Source organism: Pseudoalteromonas sp. Angola-30, from assembly GCF_028599215.1.
Classification (GTDB): domain Bacteria; phylum Pseudomonadota; class Gammaproteobacteria; order Enterobacterales; family Alteromonadaceae; genus Pseudoalteromonas; species Pseudoalteromonas atlantica.
Genome location: NZ_JAQREI010000021.1, coordinates 19,303 through 34,040 on the forward strand (window position 1 = coordinate 19,303; position 14,738 = coordinate 34,040).

The 14,738-nt window shown below is 40.8% G+C and carries 16 protein-coding genes; 4 read left to right on the plus strand and 12 right to left on the minus strand.

Features of this window, described 5'->3' with window-relative positions:
- The first annotated feature begins 73 nt into the window (after nucleotides 1-73).
- Nucleotides 74-1,225, plus strand: a complete 1,152-nt coding sequence (gene argE, locus PSH54_RS18455) for an acetylornithine deacetylase (protein WP_273606802.1) — start codon at nucleotides 74-76, stop codon at nucleotides 1,223-1,225.
- An 80-nt stretch (nucleotides 1,226-1,305) separates the two neighbouring features.
- Here argE and panP read toward each other — a convergent pair whose 3' ends face one another.
- Complete coding sequence (gene panP / locus PSH54_RS18460) at nucleotides 1,306-2,934, minus strand: pyridoxal-dependent aspartate 1-decarboxylase PanP (RefSeq protein ID WP_004588537.1); 1,629 nt, start codon at nucleotides 2,932-2,934, stop codon at nucleotides 1,306-1,308.
- Between the two features lie 276 nt (nucleotides 2,935-3,210).
- On the opposite strand from panP, the gene PSH54_RS18465 reads away from it, so the two are divergent.
- Nucleotides 3,211-5,091 (plus strand): bifunctional diguanylate cyclase/phosphodiesterase, encoded by a 1,881-nt coding sequence (locus tag PSH54_RS18465; RefSeq protein WP_273606803.1) that lies wholly within the window; start codon nucleotides 3,211-3,213, stop codon nucleotides 5,089-5,091.
- Here PSH54_RS18465 and trmB read toward each other — a convergent pair.
- The 8 genes from trmB to folB form a co-directional block, all read right to left on the minus strand.
- On the minus strand, nucleotides 5,088-5,753 hold the full coding sequence (gene trmB, locus PSH54_RS18470) for a tRNA (guanine(46)-N(7))-methyltransferase TrmB (protein WP_054983169.1): 666 nt from the start codon (nucleotides 5,751-5,753) through the stop codon (nucleotides 5,088-5,090). The genes PSH54_RS18465 and trmB overlap by 4 nt on opposite strands.
- Nucleotides 5,753-6,520, minus strand: a complete 768-nt coding sequence (locus PSH54_RS18475; protein WP_004588540.1) for an ABC transporter permease — start codon at nucleotides 6,518-6,520, stop codon at nucleotides 5,753-5,755. Before PSH54_RS18475 ends, trmB begins: the two co-directional genes overlap by 1 nt.
- The gene (locus PSH54_RS18480; protein ID WP_273606804.1) at nucleotides 6,521-7,450 is read right to left on the minus strand and encodes an ABC transporter ATP-binding protein; all 930 of its coding nucleotides are present in this window, start codon (nucleotides 7,448-7,450) and stop codon (nucleotides 6,521-6,523) included.
- Nucleotides 7,450-8,070 (minus strand): flavin prenyltransferase UbiX, encoded by a 621-nt coding sequence (locus PSH54_RS18485; protein WP_004588542.1) that lies wholly within the window; start codon nucleotides 8,068-8,070, stop codon nucleotides 7,450-7,452. The genes PSH54_RS18480 and PSH54_RS18485 overlap by 1 nt, the downstream gene beginning before the upstream one ends.
- 1 nt (nucleotide 8,071) lies before the next feature.
- Nucleotides 8,072-9,427, minus strand: a complete 1,356-nt coding sequence (gene mpl, locus PSH54_RS18490; RefSeq protein WP_273606805.1) for a UDP-N-acetylmuramate:L-alanyl-gamma-D-glutamyl-meso-diaminopimelate ligase — start codon at nucleotides 9,425-9,427, stop codon at nucleotides 8,072-8,074.
- Between the two features lie 175 nt (nucleotides 9,428-9,602).
- Complete coding sequence (locus tag PSH54_RS18495; RefSeq protein ID WP_004588544.1) at nucleotides 9,603-10,403, minus strand: undecaprenyl-diphosphate phosphatase; 801 nt, start codon at nucleotides 10,401-10,403, stop codon at nucleotides 9,603-9,605.
- A complete protein-coding gene (gene folK, locus PSH54_RS18500) occupies nucleotides 10,400-10,888 on the minus strand; it encodes a 2-amino-4-hydroxy-6-hydroxymethyldihydropteridine diphosphokinase (RefSeq protein WP_054983165.1) in 489 nt (162 codons plus the stop codon). Before folK ends, PSH54_RS18495 begins: the two co-directional genes overlap by 4 nt.
- Complete coding sequence (gene folB / locus PSH54_RS18505) at nucleotides 10,889-11,248, minus strand: dihydroneopterin aldolase (protein WP_004588546.1); 360 nt, start codon at nucleotides 11,246-11,248, stop codon at nucleotides 10,889-10,891.
- A 230-nt stretch (nucleotides 11,249-11,478) separates the two neighbouring features.
- Between folB and plsY the strand changes: the two genes are divergently transcribed.
- Entirely contained in the window at nucleotides 11,479-12,087 is a 609-nt protein-coding gene (gene plsY / locus PSH54_RS18510; RefSeq protein ID WP_273606806.1) for a glycerol-3-phosphate 1-O-acyltransferase PlsY, read from the plus strand.
- Nucleotides 12,088-12,096: 9 nt separating this feature from the next.
- On the opposite strand, the gene tsaD is transcribed toward plsY, so the two are convergent.
- From tsaD to PSH54_RS18525, 3 genes are all read right to left on the minus strand, one after another.
- Nucleotides 12,097-13,110 carry a tRNA (adenosine(37)-N6)-threonylcarbamoyltransferase complex transferase subunit TsaD gene (gene tsaD / locus PSH54_RS18515; RefSeq protein ID WP_054983164.1) on the minus strand — a complete coding sequence of 338 codons (1,014 nt, stop codon included), beginning with the start codon at nucleotides 13,108-13,110 and terminating at the stop codon, nucleotides 12,097-12,099.
- Between the two features lie 169 nt (nucleotides 13,111-13,279).
- On the minus strand, nucleotides 13,280-13,870 hold the full coding sequence (locus PSH54_RS18520) for a YjaG family protein (protein WP_004588549.1): 591 nt from the start codon (nucleotides 13,868-13,870) through the stop codon (nucleotides 13,280-13,282).
- Nucleotides 13,854-14,213, minus strand: a complete 360-nt coding sequence (locus PSH54_RS18525; protein ID WP_273606807.1) for a putative signal transducing protein — start codon at nucleotides 14,211-14,213, stop codon at nucleotides 13,854-13,856. The genes PSH54_RS18520 and PSH54_RS18525 overlap by 17 nt, the downstream gene beginning before the upstream one ends.
- A gap of 83 nt (nucleotides 14,214-14,296) precedes the next feature.
- Here PSH54_RS18525 and PSH54_RS18530 point away from each other — a divergent pair, with 83 nt between their 5' ends.
- Nucleotides 14,297-14,734, plus strand: a complete 438-nt coding sequence (locus PSH54_RS18530; RefSeq protein WP_029773572.1) for a DUF2721 domain-containing protein — start codon at nucleotides 14,297-14,299, stop codon at nucleotides 14,732-14,734.
- The last annotated feature ends 4 nt before the right edge of the window (nucleotides 14,735-14,738 follow it).

Consider the following 14,738-nt stretch of genomic DNA (forward strand, 5'->3'; position numbering starts at 1 on the left):
GTGAATTGATATTCATCATAAATACTTTTATATTGTTATGCAATTAAATTGAATAATTATTTTGGATTTTTTTATGTCTTTGCCGTCATTTATCTCTATGTACCAACAACTCATTGCAGCCCCCTCTATTAGTGCAATAGATGATGAACTTTGTATGAGTAATAAAGGGGTAATAGAGTTGCTAGCACGTTGGTGCGAAAGTTTAGGTTTTACTTGCGAAATTATAGAGTTAGAAGGTGGAAAAGGCCGTTACAACCTACTTGCTAAGCGGGGGGAAGGCGATGGCGGCTTAATGCTTGCAGGCCATACAGACACCGTACCGTTTGACGATAGCCGCTGGAACCACGACCCGTTTAAACTCACTGAACATAACAATAACTTATATGGGTTAGGTAGTATTGATATGAAAGGCTTTTTTGCTTTTGTATTACAAGCTATTAGTGAGCTTGATATAAAACAGCAAACACAACCTATTTTAATACTTGCCACGGCCGATGAAGAAACCACCATGGCGGGAGCGCAGCAAATTTGTAAGCACCCTAATTTAAAACCTGCGCGTTGTATTATTGGTGAACCTACTGATATGACTCCTGTATTTACTCACAAAGGACATATGAGCACGGCTATAAGAGTGCTTGGCCGTTCAGGTCATAGTTCCGATCCCGAACGTGGTCTTAACGCCATCGAAGTCATGCATAAAGTGATTACAAAGTTGCTGATCTTAAAAGAGCAGTTAAAGAATAAATATTCAGTTGAACATTTTGAAATACCTTACCCTACCTTAAATTTAGGTAATATTCATGGTGGCGACAACGCAAATCGAATTTGTGGCTGCTGCGAAATGCACATAGACATGCGCCCGCTCCCAGGGTTAAGCATTAAAGACTTACAAGCCTTACTTATTGATGCCACCAGTGATATAAACGCGCAATACCCAAGCGCAGTGAGCGTAATTGATTTACACGAGCCCATTCCAGCTTTTAGTGGTAGCACTGATAGCGCACTCGTTAAAATGGCAGAAAAAATTGCAGGAGAAAAAGCCGTTGCAGTAAATTATTGCACAGAAGCTCCGTTTATTCAGCAACTTGGCTGTGAAACAATAGTCATGGGGCCAGGCTCAATTAATCAAGCCCACCAACCTGATGAATTTTTAGCAATGGAGAAAATAAACCCATCGCAAAAAATTATAACTGACATTATTAGGGCAAACTGCTTTAACGCTTAAAAAGAAGACTGTATTAAAAACTCACAGCAAAAATAACAAAGGCGCCCATTGGCGCCTTTGTTTTAGCTTATAACTAGGCGTTACTGCATATACTTACTTAAGTACTTTTTAAATACAGGGTCTGTTTTAGCAAGCTCTTTTTGCTCAGCTAAAATCTCTTTTAATATAACACCCGATGTTAGCGGATTAGCCAATACCACTCTAAATACCACTGTTGGCTGATTATCGTACTTTGAGGGTGTTAAGCGAGTACGCGATACAAACGAGCGCCCTGATTCACGTTGGCGTTTTTGCATACTGGCAGTAAAGCGATTGAGCGACGCGAAAATTTCTAACCGTGTTGCGGCATCTGCTTGGGCTATGGCTTGTTTAATTTGTTTAGGCACATAGCGGTATGTAAGCAAACACAGCTCAGGCTCTGAAATCAGCTCAAAGTCTTCATCGGCTTTAATTAAATCAGCAAAGTAATGTGCTTTTTTGATACTACGATCAATAAGCATTTCATAGCCTTTGCGGCCAATAACGCGTAAGCAAGCATGTACTAACATAGCCATACCTGGGCGGCTGCCTTCAAGTGTATGGCTTCCTAAATCTTTTGAACCTTTACGTAATATGTACTCTGCATGGTGCTCTATTGCATCCGTAGCAGTTGGGTCTTTAAATAACACCAAGCCTGCGCCCATTGGCACATACATTTGTTTGTGTGCATCAATAGTAATTGAATCTGCGCGCTCAATTCCTTTTAATAATGGGCGATGCGTTTGCGATAAAAGCGTTGCCCCACCCCACGCTGCATCAACGTGAAAATGGCAGTTTATTTGCTGAGCTAAATCGGCCATATCATCAAGAGGGTCGATATTACCGGTCTCGGTTGTACCAGCAACCCCTACAATTGCCATAACTTTTATGCCTTGCGATTCAAGCTCTAAGGCTTTTTCGCGCATGGCATTCACATCAACCTTGTTATTTTCGCAGGTTTTTACACCAATTAAATTTTCACGGCCGATGCCTAGTAAGTCAATTGATTTACCTAAAGAGTAATGCCCTCGCTCCGACACTAAAACGGCCAGCCCTTTGTAGCCATAATGCAGCATACCGGCTACGAGCCCTTGAGCGGCAATGCCTTTAAAGCTGCCGTCGGGTTTTAATAAGCGGTTACGCGCAATCCACAATGCCGTTATGTTTGCAACTGTACCACCGGAACAAAAAGCACCGAGTGATGTTTTAGCACTGTGCATCCATTTAGAATAAAACGACTCATCTTGCGAGTAAGCTAAATGATGCATCATACCTAGTACTTGGCGCTCTAGGGGCGTAAATGCTTTTGAGGTTTCTATTTTTACTAGGTTTTGATTAAGCCCCACCATCAACTTTGAAAGCGGTAGTAAAAAATGCGGAAGAGCCGATGTCATATGCCCAATAAAGCTAGGCGCAGCCGTGTGTACAGAATGGGCAACTAGCTGCTCCATAATATCTTGGGCGTAAGCAGATACAAACGTTGGGTTTTCTGGGATCACCGCAGCCTGAAAATCTTTTTCAATTTCGTGTAATGGTTTTTCAATTGCCGCTATATTTTCGTTTAAAAACCCTGCTAAATTACTCGAAATTTCAAGCTCAATTTTGCTTAAAGTTGAGTCTGGCGCTTCAGGTACAGTAAATATACGCTTAAGGCTTTCTTTAGAGGCGACGGCACAACGCTTTTGATCCATCTTTATACCTAGTGTGTGTGTAGCTAAAACACGCGTTTAACAGTTAAAAATGCCAAACTATGGCGCTATTATAAGCAGCGTGCTTCTTTTAAAAATTGCGCTAACTTTACTGCAATATAAGTAAAATGTCTCCCTTTAAGCCATAAAAGCGACTAAACGGATGACAAATATTGTAAAAAAATTTCAATAATAGGATTTTATTAAAAAGTCACATTTTAGTTTTGGGCAAATTACATTTATGCGTATACTTAATATGTGTAACAATAAGGGACAAGTATGCTCACAGGGAAATTAAAAGGGAAGTGGTTTATAGCTGGCTTTACATTGTTTTTGGTCAGTTTATTAGTCTATGTTTATTACACCTATAGCTCAGCGCGTAGCGAAATAATGCACGCTGTCGATGAGCGCCTTCTAAATGCAGCCACCAGCGTAAAACATATTTTAGGGCAGCGTTACCACGATAGAATTAGCCAAGGCTACGATATTGGTTTTTCGGTTTACCAAACTAAAAGCAAACAACTCTCAGAGCTTGCACAAGCGCTTGATATAGCTTACGTCTATTCAATGATCATGCGCGATAACAAAGTTTACTTTACCTCATCCAGCTACACCAAAGACGATCAAGAAAACGCACGTGTTACGCAATTTCTTGATTTATACCCAGAGGCCACCGACATTAACAGGGGCGCGTTTTATTCTACTGAGCCTGTTTTTGAGCAATCTAGCGACCAATGGGGTGATTTTAAAACTGTTTTTATTCCCTTTGTAGATAAATATGGTACCACCTACATTACGGGTGCCGACATAACCTTAGATGATTTAAATAAAAAGCTTCAATACAGCGTCACTAAAGCCATAATAACGGCGTGTTTTTTCTTTTTTATTGCGGTACTGGTTGCAGCTATTTATATATATTTGTTAAAGCGTACCCTAGCAACAGATGCCAGTACGGGCTTTGCCAATCATATTGCGCTTGAGTACTTTATCAAAAAGAGTAATTCACACCACATGCAACTTGCCATTATTTGGGTGAACGAAATTGAAGATATTAATAGCTTTTATGGCACTCAAGTTGGCGACAACGTAATGAAAAACTTGCTCAGTTATTATCAAAGCCGCAGCCCGCAAAGCTGTAAGGTGTATCGCCTTGCTACTAATAAAATTGCCGTTCTTACTCCTAAAAGCTTTAAAAGCAGCGAACTGAGCGATTTAGTTGAGTCGTATAACGCAAACAGCCCGGTATTAACTAACCCATTTATTTATATAACTTACTGCGCAGGTATCGCCAGTGGTAATAAATCACTACTGATTGAAAACGCGCACATTGCAACGCTTCAGGCTAAACACGGCCGCGGTAAGGTTGTTAGCTACTCAAAAGTAATGAGCGATGTAAAAAACCAGTATCAATACAATGTAAGCCTTGCCAAAGAGGTTCAAGAAGCATTTGATAACAACCGCATAGTGCCTTATTTTCAAGCTATGTTTAACACCACCAATAATGAAGTTGTACATTACGAATGCTTAGCCAGAATGGTGACTAAAAATGGTGAAATTTTAAAACCCGACTCATTTTTAAATGTAGTGAGCCGCTCAAGAATGGGCGGACTACTAACGCGCACGCTATTTAGCCAATGTATAGAGCGGTTTAGAAAAACAGATATATGCTGGAGCTTAAATATCAGCGATAAAGATATACTCGACCCTAGTTTGAGTGAATACATTGCTAGCGAGCTTAAGCGCTACCCGCACCCAGAAAACATAACGCTTGGCCTTTTAGAGTCACACGCTATTACTAATTTTTTAGAGGTTAAAACGTTTATTTCTATGGTAAAAACCAAAGGGGTGAATGTCATTATTACTGGTTTTGGTAGTGGTTATTCAAATATTTCGAATGCGCTAAAGCTTGAAGTAAACGCTATAAAACTCGACGGCGCATTAGTAAAACAAGCAGTAAGTGATGAAAATATAGCCTTATTTATTGAGCATACAGTTCATGCTGCAAAGCAACTTAGTTTAACGCTCATGGCAGAATCGGTAGAAAATGTAAGTATTGAAAATGCGCTTAAAAATGTAGATGTGGCGCTGATGCAAGGCAATTACTTTGCTTTCCCAGCGCCACATGTTAACTCATCAAGCCAAGAGGAAGTGGCCGTTTAAAGGTCTATCACTAAACGATGGCTTTGTTGGCCGCTGGCCCAGTATTTACGTTCAAACGGAGTAATCGCTTCGTTTGACTCATACAGCGTTACCTCACAAGGATGACCCGTTAGTTCAAGCGCTCTGGCAAACTCTTTTACATAAATATCCCAGTTACTGCGCACCTCTAAGCGACCGCCTAGCTTAACAATAAACGGAAAAATAGCCGCGCCGTGCCACCTACGCTGGATATGCTTAGATTTAGGCCATGGGTTAGGATAAAGCAAATAATGATGAGTAGGCTGCCAATTAGCAGCCACAGCTAAACGCCAAAAGTCGTTTAAGTCAGCTTGTACCAAAATGTACTGGCCGCTGTCTGTTTGTTTATATTCAACATCGTGCTTATCTAAGCGATGTGACGATTTATCAATACCAATAATTAATGCATCTGGGTGGCGCTTAGCTAAATTAGCCGAGCTCTCCCCTACTCCACAACATGAGTCTATAATAAGCGGTCCATTAAAAGCTTGAACCTGCTCATTGACTTCATCGAACGCTTGTTGAGTGTGCTCAGCAATAGGCTTTTTAAATTCTGCGTTTAAATGCTTGTTAACGATTTCATCAAGCTTTTCGTGTATACCCGCCTGATTAGATACAATACTGCGTGAATTTGCATCGCTCATTAATGTCTAAGCCCCACACCTTTTTTAATTAACGTTAGCGCTAAAGTAAATAGCACCGTAATAAATACTAATATAACGCCAAGCGCGACACTTAAATCAACATCCGACACGCCTAAAAAGCCATAACGAAACGCATTAACCATATAAATAATTGGGTTTATTTGCGATACATTTTGCCAAAACTCTGGCAGTAGCGTAATTGAATAAAATACGCCGCCTAAGTATGTTAGTGGCGTTAAAATAAAGGTTGGGATAATACTAATATCGTCAAAACTATTGGCGTAAATAGCGTTAATTAAACCACCTAGTGCAAACACCGCTGAGGTTAAAATTACCGTCGCCATAATTACAAATATATTGTGTATTTGAATATCCACAAACAATAGCGATACACAGGTAACAATAAAGCCCACCATCATGCCGCGGGTCATACCGCCGCCCATATAACCAAGTACAATTATGTAATTAGGCACAGGCGCAACCAGTAGCTCTTCAATGCTTTTTTGAAACTTGGTTGAATAAAAACTAGAAGCAACATTAGAATATGAGTTGGTAATAACCGACATCATTATTAGCCCCGGAACAATAAATTCCATGTAGCTAAAACCACCCATTTCACCAATACGTGAGCCAATTAAATTACCAAAAATAACAAAGTATAAACTCATCGTAATCGCCGGCGGTACTAAGGTTTGCACCCAAATACGTAAAAAACGAATACACTCTTTAATCCATAAACTCTTTAAGGCTACGCCATATTTAAACATTTATTCGCCCCGCCCTTGCTCTAGTAATCCTACAAATAACTCTTCTAATCTGTTTGCTTTATTACGCATACTCAAAACAGTGTTACCTTGCTCGGTTAGCGCGCTGAAAACTGCATTTAACCCTTGAGATTTAGCCACTTCAACTTCTATGGTGTGTTCATCAGGCATGCTAAACGAGTACCCCTCAAGGGTAACTGGCTGTGCTGGCTGTTTTAAATCGAGCACAAAGGTTTCTTTATCAAGCTTAGCTAGTAACGCTTTTATAGTGGTGTTTTCAACAATACGGCCAGTATCAATAATGGCGATGTTTTTACATAACAGCTCAGCTTCTTCAAGGTAATGCGTGGTTAAAATTATCGTTACGCCTTGCTCATTAATTTGGCGTAAAAAGTCCCACATTGAGCGGCGCAGCTCTATATCAACCCCTGCAGTGGGTTCATCTAAAATTAGTAGCTTTGGCTCATGCATTAATGCGCGGGCAATCATTAAACGGCGTTTCATGCCCCCAGAAAGCGTACGTGCTTGCTTGTCTTTTTTTTCTAATAAGCCAAGCTGAGTTAAATATTTATCGGCACGCTTATGCGCTTCTGCGCGGGTAACACCGTAGTAGCCTGCTTGATTTACCAATATTTGGCCAAGCGTTTCAAACTGACTAAAGTTAAACTCTTGTGGCACAAGGCCTAAATGCGCTTTAGCAGCTTCAAGGTCGGTATCGATGTTGTGACCAAACACTTCCACCTTACCTTGTGTTTTATTCACCAAGGACGATATAACACCAATAGTGGTCGACTTACCGGCACCATTTGGGCCAAGTAAGGCAAAAAATTCGCCTTCAAAAACTTGTAAATCAACACCTTTCACGGCCTCTACACCGTTTTTATAAACCTTGGTCAGGCCTTCTATATTTAAAGCAACATTTTGCTTATTCATTATTTACCCTCACCATAACCCCAACGTTTAGTTAGGTTATGTTCAATGTTTAGATGATCTAAAATTCGCGCCACCATAAAATCAACTAAGTCTTCAATACGTTGTGGCTTGTGATAAAAACCAGGCGCAGCGGGCATAATAGTGACCCCTAAACGCGCAAGCTTTAACATATTCTCAAGGTGAATTTCGCTAAAGGGAGTTTCGCGTGGCACTAAAATTAATTGCCCTCGCTCTTTAATAACCACATCGGCTGCACGCTCGAGTAGGTTATCTGATGCACCGAGCGCAATAGCAGATACAGACCCTGCACTGCACGGGCATACTACCATTTTTTTAGGGGCCGCAGAGCCTGAAGCTACAGGACTAAACCAGTTATCTTTACCAAATACTTTTAACTGCTCTGGCTTGGCATTAAATAAAGCGCTTAACTGCTCGGTTGCTTTATCTTCATTAGCTGAGAGTTTAATGTTTGACTCTGTATCAAGCACCACGCGCGCAGCACTTGATATAAGTACATACACTTGAAATTGCTGCGCGAGTAATACTTCAAGCAATCTTAAACCGTAAGGCGCGCCTGAAGCACCACTAAACGCCAGTGTAATTTTATCTTTAAACTGCACATTATTCTCCGCTGTATTTTTTAGCTAAACCATCAACTAAGTGTTGATGTAAGCCATTAAAACCGCCATTGCTCATAATTAATATGTGCTGATTTGGCATGATATTTTCAAGCACAGTGTCAATAATCATTTGCGTACTATCAAAACACTGCATACCGGCATTATCGGCTTGCGATTTAAGAGACCAATTTAGGTTATCGGGCTCAAATAACAGCACGTCATCGGCATCACTTAACGAAGCAAGTAGCGTATGTTGGTGTACACCCATCTTCATGGTGTTTGAGCGAGGCTCTAAAATAGCAATAATTTTTTCATCACCCACTTTTGCACGTAACCCCGCAAGCGTGGTTTTAATGGCTGTTGGGTGGTGCGCAAAATCGTCGTACACTTTAATGTTATTTATGTCGGCTTTAAGCTCCATACGCCGTTTAGGGCTAATAAATTCTTCAAGCGCTGCAATGCTATGCTCAACGGCTATACCTACGTGGCGCGCTGCCGCGATAGCCATAATGGCATTTTTAACATTATGCTCGCCTATTGCTTGCCAATTAACCGTACCTTGAAGCTCATTGTTTAAAAGCACATTAAATTGGCTGCCATCAGCGCTTAACAAGTCATAGTGCCAATCACCATTTAGGGTTTCACTTTCGCTCCAGAGCCCTTGCTTAATAACATCATCAAGTGCGACATCGTCTTTTGGCCAAATTACCTTGCCAGTATGAGGTAATGTACGCATTAAATGATGAAATTGTTTTTTTATTGCGTTTAAATCGTCAAAAATATCGGCGTGGTCAAACTCAAGGTTATTTAAAATGAGCGTACGTGGTAAGTAATGCACAAATTTACTGCGCTTATCAAAAAAAGCGGTATCGTATTCATCCGCTTCTATTACAAAAAACGGGGTTTCGCCCACTTTGGCTGACACACCAAAGTTTTGAACTATGCCACCAATTAAAAACCCGGGTTTTAAACCTGCATACTCTAAAATCCACGCCAGCATGCTTGCTGTGGTGGTTTTGCCATGTGTGCCTGCCACCGCAAGTACCCAAGCATTTTGCAATAGGTTATGTTTAAGCCACTCTGGCCCCGATGTATACGGCAAGCCCTTATCTAACACATACTCTACACAGGGGTTGCCTCGGCTCATGGCATTACCAATAACCACCATGTCTGGCTTTGGCTCTAACTGTTTTACGTCGTAACCTTGGGTTAGCTCAATGCCCAGCTGCTCAAGTTGAGTGCTCATTGGCGGGTAAACATTTTGATCAGAGCCCGTCACTTTATGGCCAAGCGATTTAGCAATAGCCGCTATACCGCCCATAAAGGTGCCGCAAATGCCTAATATATGAATATGCATAACTTTTTAAATCCTTTCGTACTTCGCACGTCTGTGAAGTTTAATGGCGCTATAATGCCAAATTTTAGGCTTCGTGACTATGCACGTCTCGTCAATTAACTGATGCTAAAACAGCGTTAATAAAATAAAAAAGCCCTCTTACCTAAGTAAGAGGGCTTGCTGGTAATAAGCTAAATTACAGCGTTAAAAATACAATTAAGCCTACGCCAAGTAAAAGTCTGTAAATTACAAACGGCAGCATGCCCATTCGTTCTATCACTTTTAAAAACATGAAAATACAGGCGTACGCCGATAAAAACGAAAGGACTACACCTAAAATTAATGTGCTCCAATCAACCACATGATCGCCTAAAGCCAGCTCTATCGTGTAGTAAAGACCCATCATAGAAATAATAGGTATAGCGAGTAAAAACGAAAAACGCGCTGCGCTTTGTTTGTTCATGCCCAGCAATAAACCCGCTGTCATGGTAATGCCAGAGCGAGAGGTACCTGGGATCATAGCCACCGCTTGAGCAAAGCCAATAAGCAGCGCTGTTTTCCAGTTAAGCTGATAAATTGTTTTCATTTGCTTACCTTTGGCGTCGGCGTACCAAAGTAATAAACCAAAAATAATAGTCGTAGCTGCTATAACCCAGGCACTGCGTAGGTACAGCTCAACAACGTCTTTTAGCAATAAGCCTAATAACGCAGCAGGTACAGTGCCCAATATAATCCACCAGCCAAGTTTACTGTCGTCGGTGGTGCCTTGGGCGCCAAACGATTTAAACCAGGCGCTAAGAATATCAGCCACTTCTTTACGAAAATAAATAACAACCGCTATTAACGTACCAACATGCACAGCCACATCAAAAGCAAGGCCTTGGTCTTCCCATCCCAAAATTTGCGAAGGTAAAATTAAGTGAGCTGAGCTCGAAATAGGTAAAAACTCAGTAAATCCTTGTATCAGGGCTAAAATAATTATTTCTAAAATACTCATGGGTTAGAAAACTCCACCTTCCATAGTTTTTGTTGAGGGTTGTTATACGCACTCCATAGCGCAGCAATAGTTTGCTTAGCAACGGGGTGATAAAAATTGGGGGCGACTTCACAAAGAGGCTGAAGTACAAAAGCGTTTTTGGTAATTTCATCGCGAGGTAATTGTGCAGGCGAGTCGCAAATAACGTCATCGTAAAAGAGCAGATCTAAATCTAATGTACGGGGGCTAAATTTTTTATCATCCGCTTTACGCCCGTTATCACGCTCTATTTGTTTTAATAACTTACATACACGCTCAAGCGGCATTGATGTGGAAGCAGCCACCACCGAGTTATAAAAGTTATTTCCTTTAAACCCTACAGCTTCGCTTTCAAAAACAGATGAATGCACAATATCTGTAAAGTGTTGCTCAAGTGCATCAAGCGCACAGCGAATATAATGCGCTTTATTTATATTTGAGCCTAAGCTGATATAAATTTGCGCCATTTAGCTCATAGCCTTTGTGCGTGTTATTTCTACACCTACAGTGTTTGCTTGCGCTACAGCGGCCGGTTTGCTCACTCTAATTGTTACTTGTGGTGTATTAAATTCGGTTAATATAATAGTTGCTAGTTGCTCTACTAAGGTTTCAAGTAACTCAACCGGCTTAGCCGTAGTGTGCTCAATCACTCGCTCGCTTACTTTTGCATAATCGAGTGCTAAATTAATGTCATCATTTGCTGCTGCAGGCTTTATATCGCTGAGCATTTCAATATCAAAATAAAGGCTTTGTTTACTTTCTTTTTCAAAGTCGTACACTCCAATAATTGTGTCGACGTGTAATTGAGATATAAAAACCTTATCCATTGATACTCCAAATAACTATAAACACTCTCTAAGCATACAATGCATTGATTAAATTAATACTGTATATGCTTTAAGCAGTGTTTAAATATGTAAAAATTACTTCTACAATAGCCAAATAGCTAGATTAACTGCAAAATACAGCAGTTAATAATTTTCACGATAAATTGTGCCGCCAATAATAGCGTAAAAGTGCTATCGATGGGTATAGCAATTAAAAAATAAGGGACTTTGTGTTAGCCATTTTACTGTTTGTTTTAGCCTACTTATTAGGGTCGATTTCATCGGCTATATTAGTGTCTCGGCTATTCAAACTGCCAGACCCTCGCAGCAGCGGTTCAAATAACCCAGGTGCCACCAATGTGTATCGTTTAGGTGGAGCCTTTCCTGCGTGCTTAGTATTAGTGTTTGATATTTTAAAAGGCACTATCCCCGTATGGGGGGCTTATTTTTTAGACCTAACGCCTTTAGCACTTGGTTTGGTCGCCGTTGCCGCGTGCTTAGGGCATATGTACCCACTATTTTTTAGCTTTAAAGGCGGAAAAGCGGTAGCTACCGCATTTGGCTCTTTATTGCCGATTGGTTTATCACTGGCGGGGCTATTAATAAGCACTTGGATTATTGTGGTTGCTATTACTCGCTTTTCTTCATTAGGCGCTTTGGTCACGGTGTCGCTTGCTCCACTGTATACGTGGTTGATTAAACCGCTTTACACCCTACCGGTAACCTTTATTACCGTGCTAATTATATTTCGTCATCGCACTAATATTATTCGCCTTTTTAGAGGTGAAGAACCAAAAGTGGGCGCTAAAAAAGCACCCACTAATGAAAAAAATCAATAATTATTGATGCTAAATCGCTTCTAAGCTGTCTATTGGCCAACGCGGTTTGGTTTTCATGTCGAGTGTGGCAAACTGGCCTGCTTTTAAGCGCTGCATACCAGCATAGGCAATCATTGCGCCATTATCAGTACAAAACTCAGTACGTGGGTAGTAAACCTGTCCTTTCATACCTTGCATAACACGCTCAAGCTGTAAGCGCAGCTGTGTATTTGCACTTACTCCGCCGGCAATCACTAAACGTTTTATCCCGGTTTGTTTTAGAGCACGCTTACACTTAATAACCAATGTATCAATCACTGCTGTTTGAAACGCATGGGCGATATCTGCTTTGGTTTGTGCGTCATCATCATTTTCGCGAATCGCTATAGAAGCTGCTGTTTTTAAGCCACTAAAGCTAAAATCAAGGCCTGGCTTATCCGTCATAGGGCGTGGAAAAACAAACCGTTTTGCAACACCTTGCTCAGCCATTTTAGCTAGTCGAGGGCCGCCTGGGTAATCAAGCCCTAGCAGTTTAGCTGTTTTATCAAATGCTTCACCTGCGGCATCATCAACAGATTCACCCAATACTTCGTACTGGCCTATACCGGCTACTTTTACCATCATGGTATGGCCGCCCGACACGAGCAAAGCAATAAAGGGAAACTCAGGCACGTTTTCTTCAAGCATAGGAGCAAGTAAATGCCCTTCCATATGATGCACGGCAACAGCTGGAATATCCCAACCATAGGCTAAAGAGCGGCCAATAGAGGTACCTACCAATAACGCCCCTACTAAACCAGGGCCTGCGGTGTATGCAATGCCATCTAAATCTTCAGGACCACAACCGGCTTGAGCAAACGCAGCGTCAATAAGTGGCAGGGTTTTACGTACGTGATCGCGCGATGCAAGCTCAGGTACAACACCGCCATAATCTGCATGCACTTTTACTTGGCTGTATAACTGGTGAGCCAATAAGCCTTTTTCATCATCGTAAATTGCAATACCGGTTTCATCACACGATGACTCAATGCCTAAAATTCGCACTTTACTTCTCCTGCCTTTATTTACTGCTTAACCTGCATTGTGGTTAAGAGATTTACACACATATTTAAAACTATTTTATCATTCTCTAGCTAAGGTTTTTACTAAGTTCAACGTAATAAACGCTAAAATTGCTAGAGAGCGATTAATTAACCACTGTTAATAATTACAACTATAACGCTAAACCAATATTGGTTTGCCCATCTGCAACGGCCTGCTTTTTAAGTGCCTTAACGTTTTCTGAAGTCACGCGGCCCATATTTTCTACAAAGTCGATTAGCTCACTCAAAACTTCAATTTCGTATTGCATTAATGGGTGTTCTCGTACGGCTTTATTGTCGGCTACTTCACCTTCAACCGTCATTTGGTATTCAATAAAACGCGCCACTGTTGCTTGCGATATTTTACTAACGCTTATAAATTCTTGCTCGTCTTGCCCCATCAAACCGTGCATTAGGCTCAAAAGCGAGGTTGCAGCGTCTATTGCGGGGTAAGTACCAAACATATCAAAGTCGGCAAGTTCTGGTACATTTGGCTCAATTTTTTCTACTTGTTTTTCGAGATCTATTTTACTTTTTGGTAGTAATATTTTTTCCCAGCAAACATTTAACGCACTGCGTAATAAGGCTTCATCACCAAAACCGGTGGCTTCACTAAATAAACCATAATTAGGTAACATACGCTCAATTAAAGCACTTGCTAACACTGCTTTTTGTAAGTAGTTTAGCTCTCTAATACGTTGAAAGTTATTCGCTTTTGTCATTTCTTAACGTCTCACATGACCAACAAAAATCAAATGTTGATCCATTATGCTCATTACAGTTAGGGCATACCCAATCTGGAGCGGATTGTTTTACTTGTTGGTAGTTTACCAATATTTCGCGCGCGTGGCGCTCTTTTATCGAATAAACCTGCACACTTACTTGGGTTTGTTCAAAGGGGATTTCGCCTAAGGCGCCTTGAAGCATTTCACCTTGAATTTGGCACTCAACTCCCGCATTTAATAACAGCCCTTTGATTATATTTGCCTCTAATGTGTTATCTGCTTTGTAGAGCGTTACCCACTGAAAAGCTTGCTGAGTATTATGAGTATTAATATTTTGCAATTATCACCTCAATTATTTTGTGTTTACAATATCCTACGATACTCTACTAAAGTGTATAGCAGGTAACTTTTTAGGATAAAACAATGACACTTACTACCCCAGGTTTACTTTTTCCAGCAATCTCACTGTTGCTGCTTGCTTACACAAACCGCTTTTTAGTACTAGCGCAATTAATCCGAGAATTAAATTCACGAGAAGGTGAGTCTATTCGCCCCGTTGTTGTGGCTCAAATAACAAACTTAAGAAAGCGCATTAAGCTAATACGTACCATGCAAGTGTATGGTGTGGCGTCTTTTTTATTGTGTACGCTATCAATGTTTGCCTTATTTATAGAATTTAACACCACAGGCATTATTTTGTTTGGGGTGAGCTTAGCGTGCTTAAGCCTTTCGTTATTAACATCGTTATTTGAAATTCATATTTCGTGCGATGCCATAGAAATAGAGCTACAAAGTATTGAAGACAAACCCCTAAGTAACCGCATTACTAAAAACTTTACTAACAAAAGTAGTAAGCCTTAGCGGC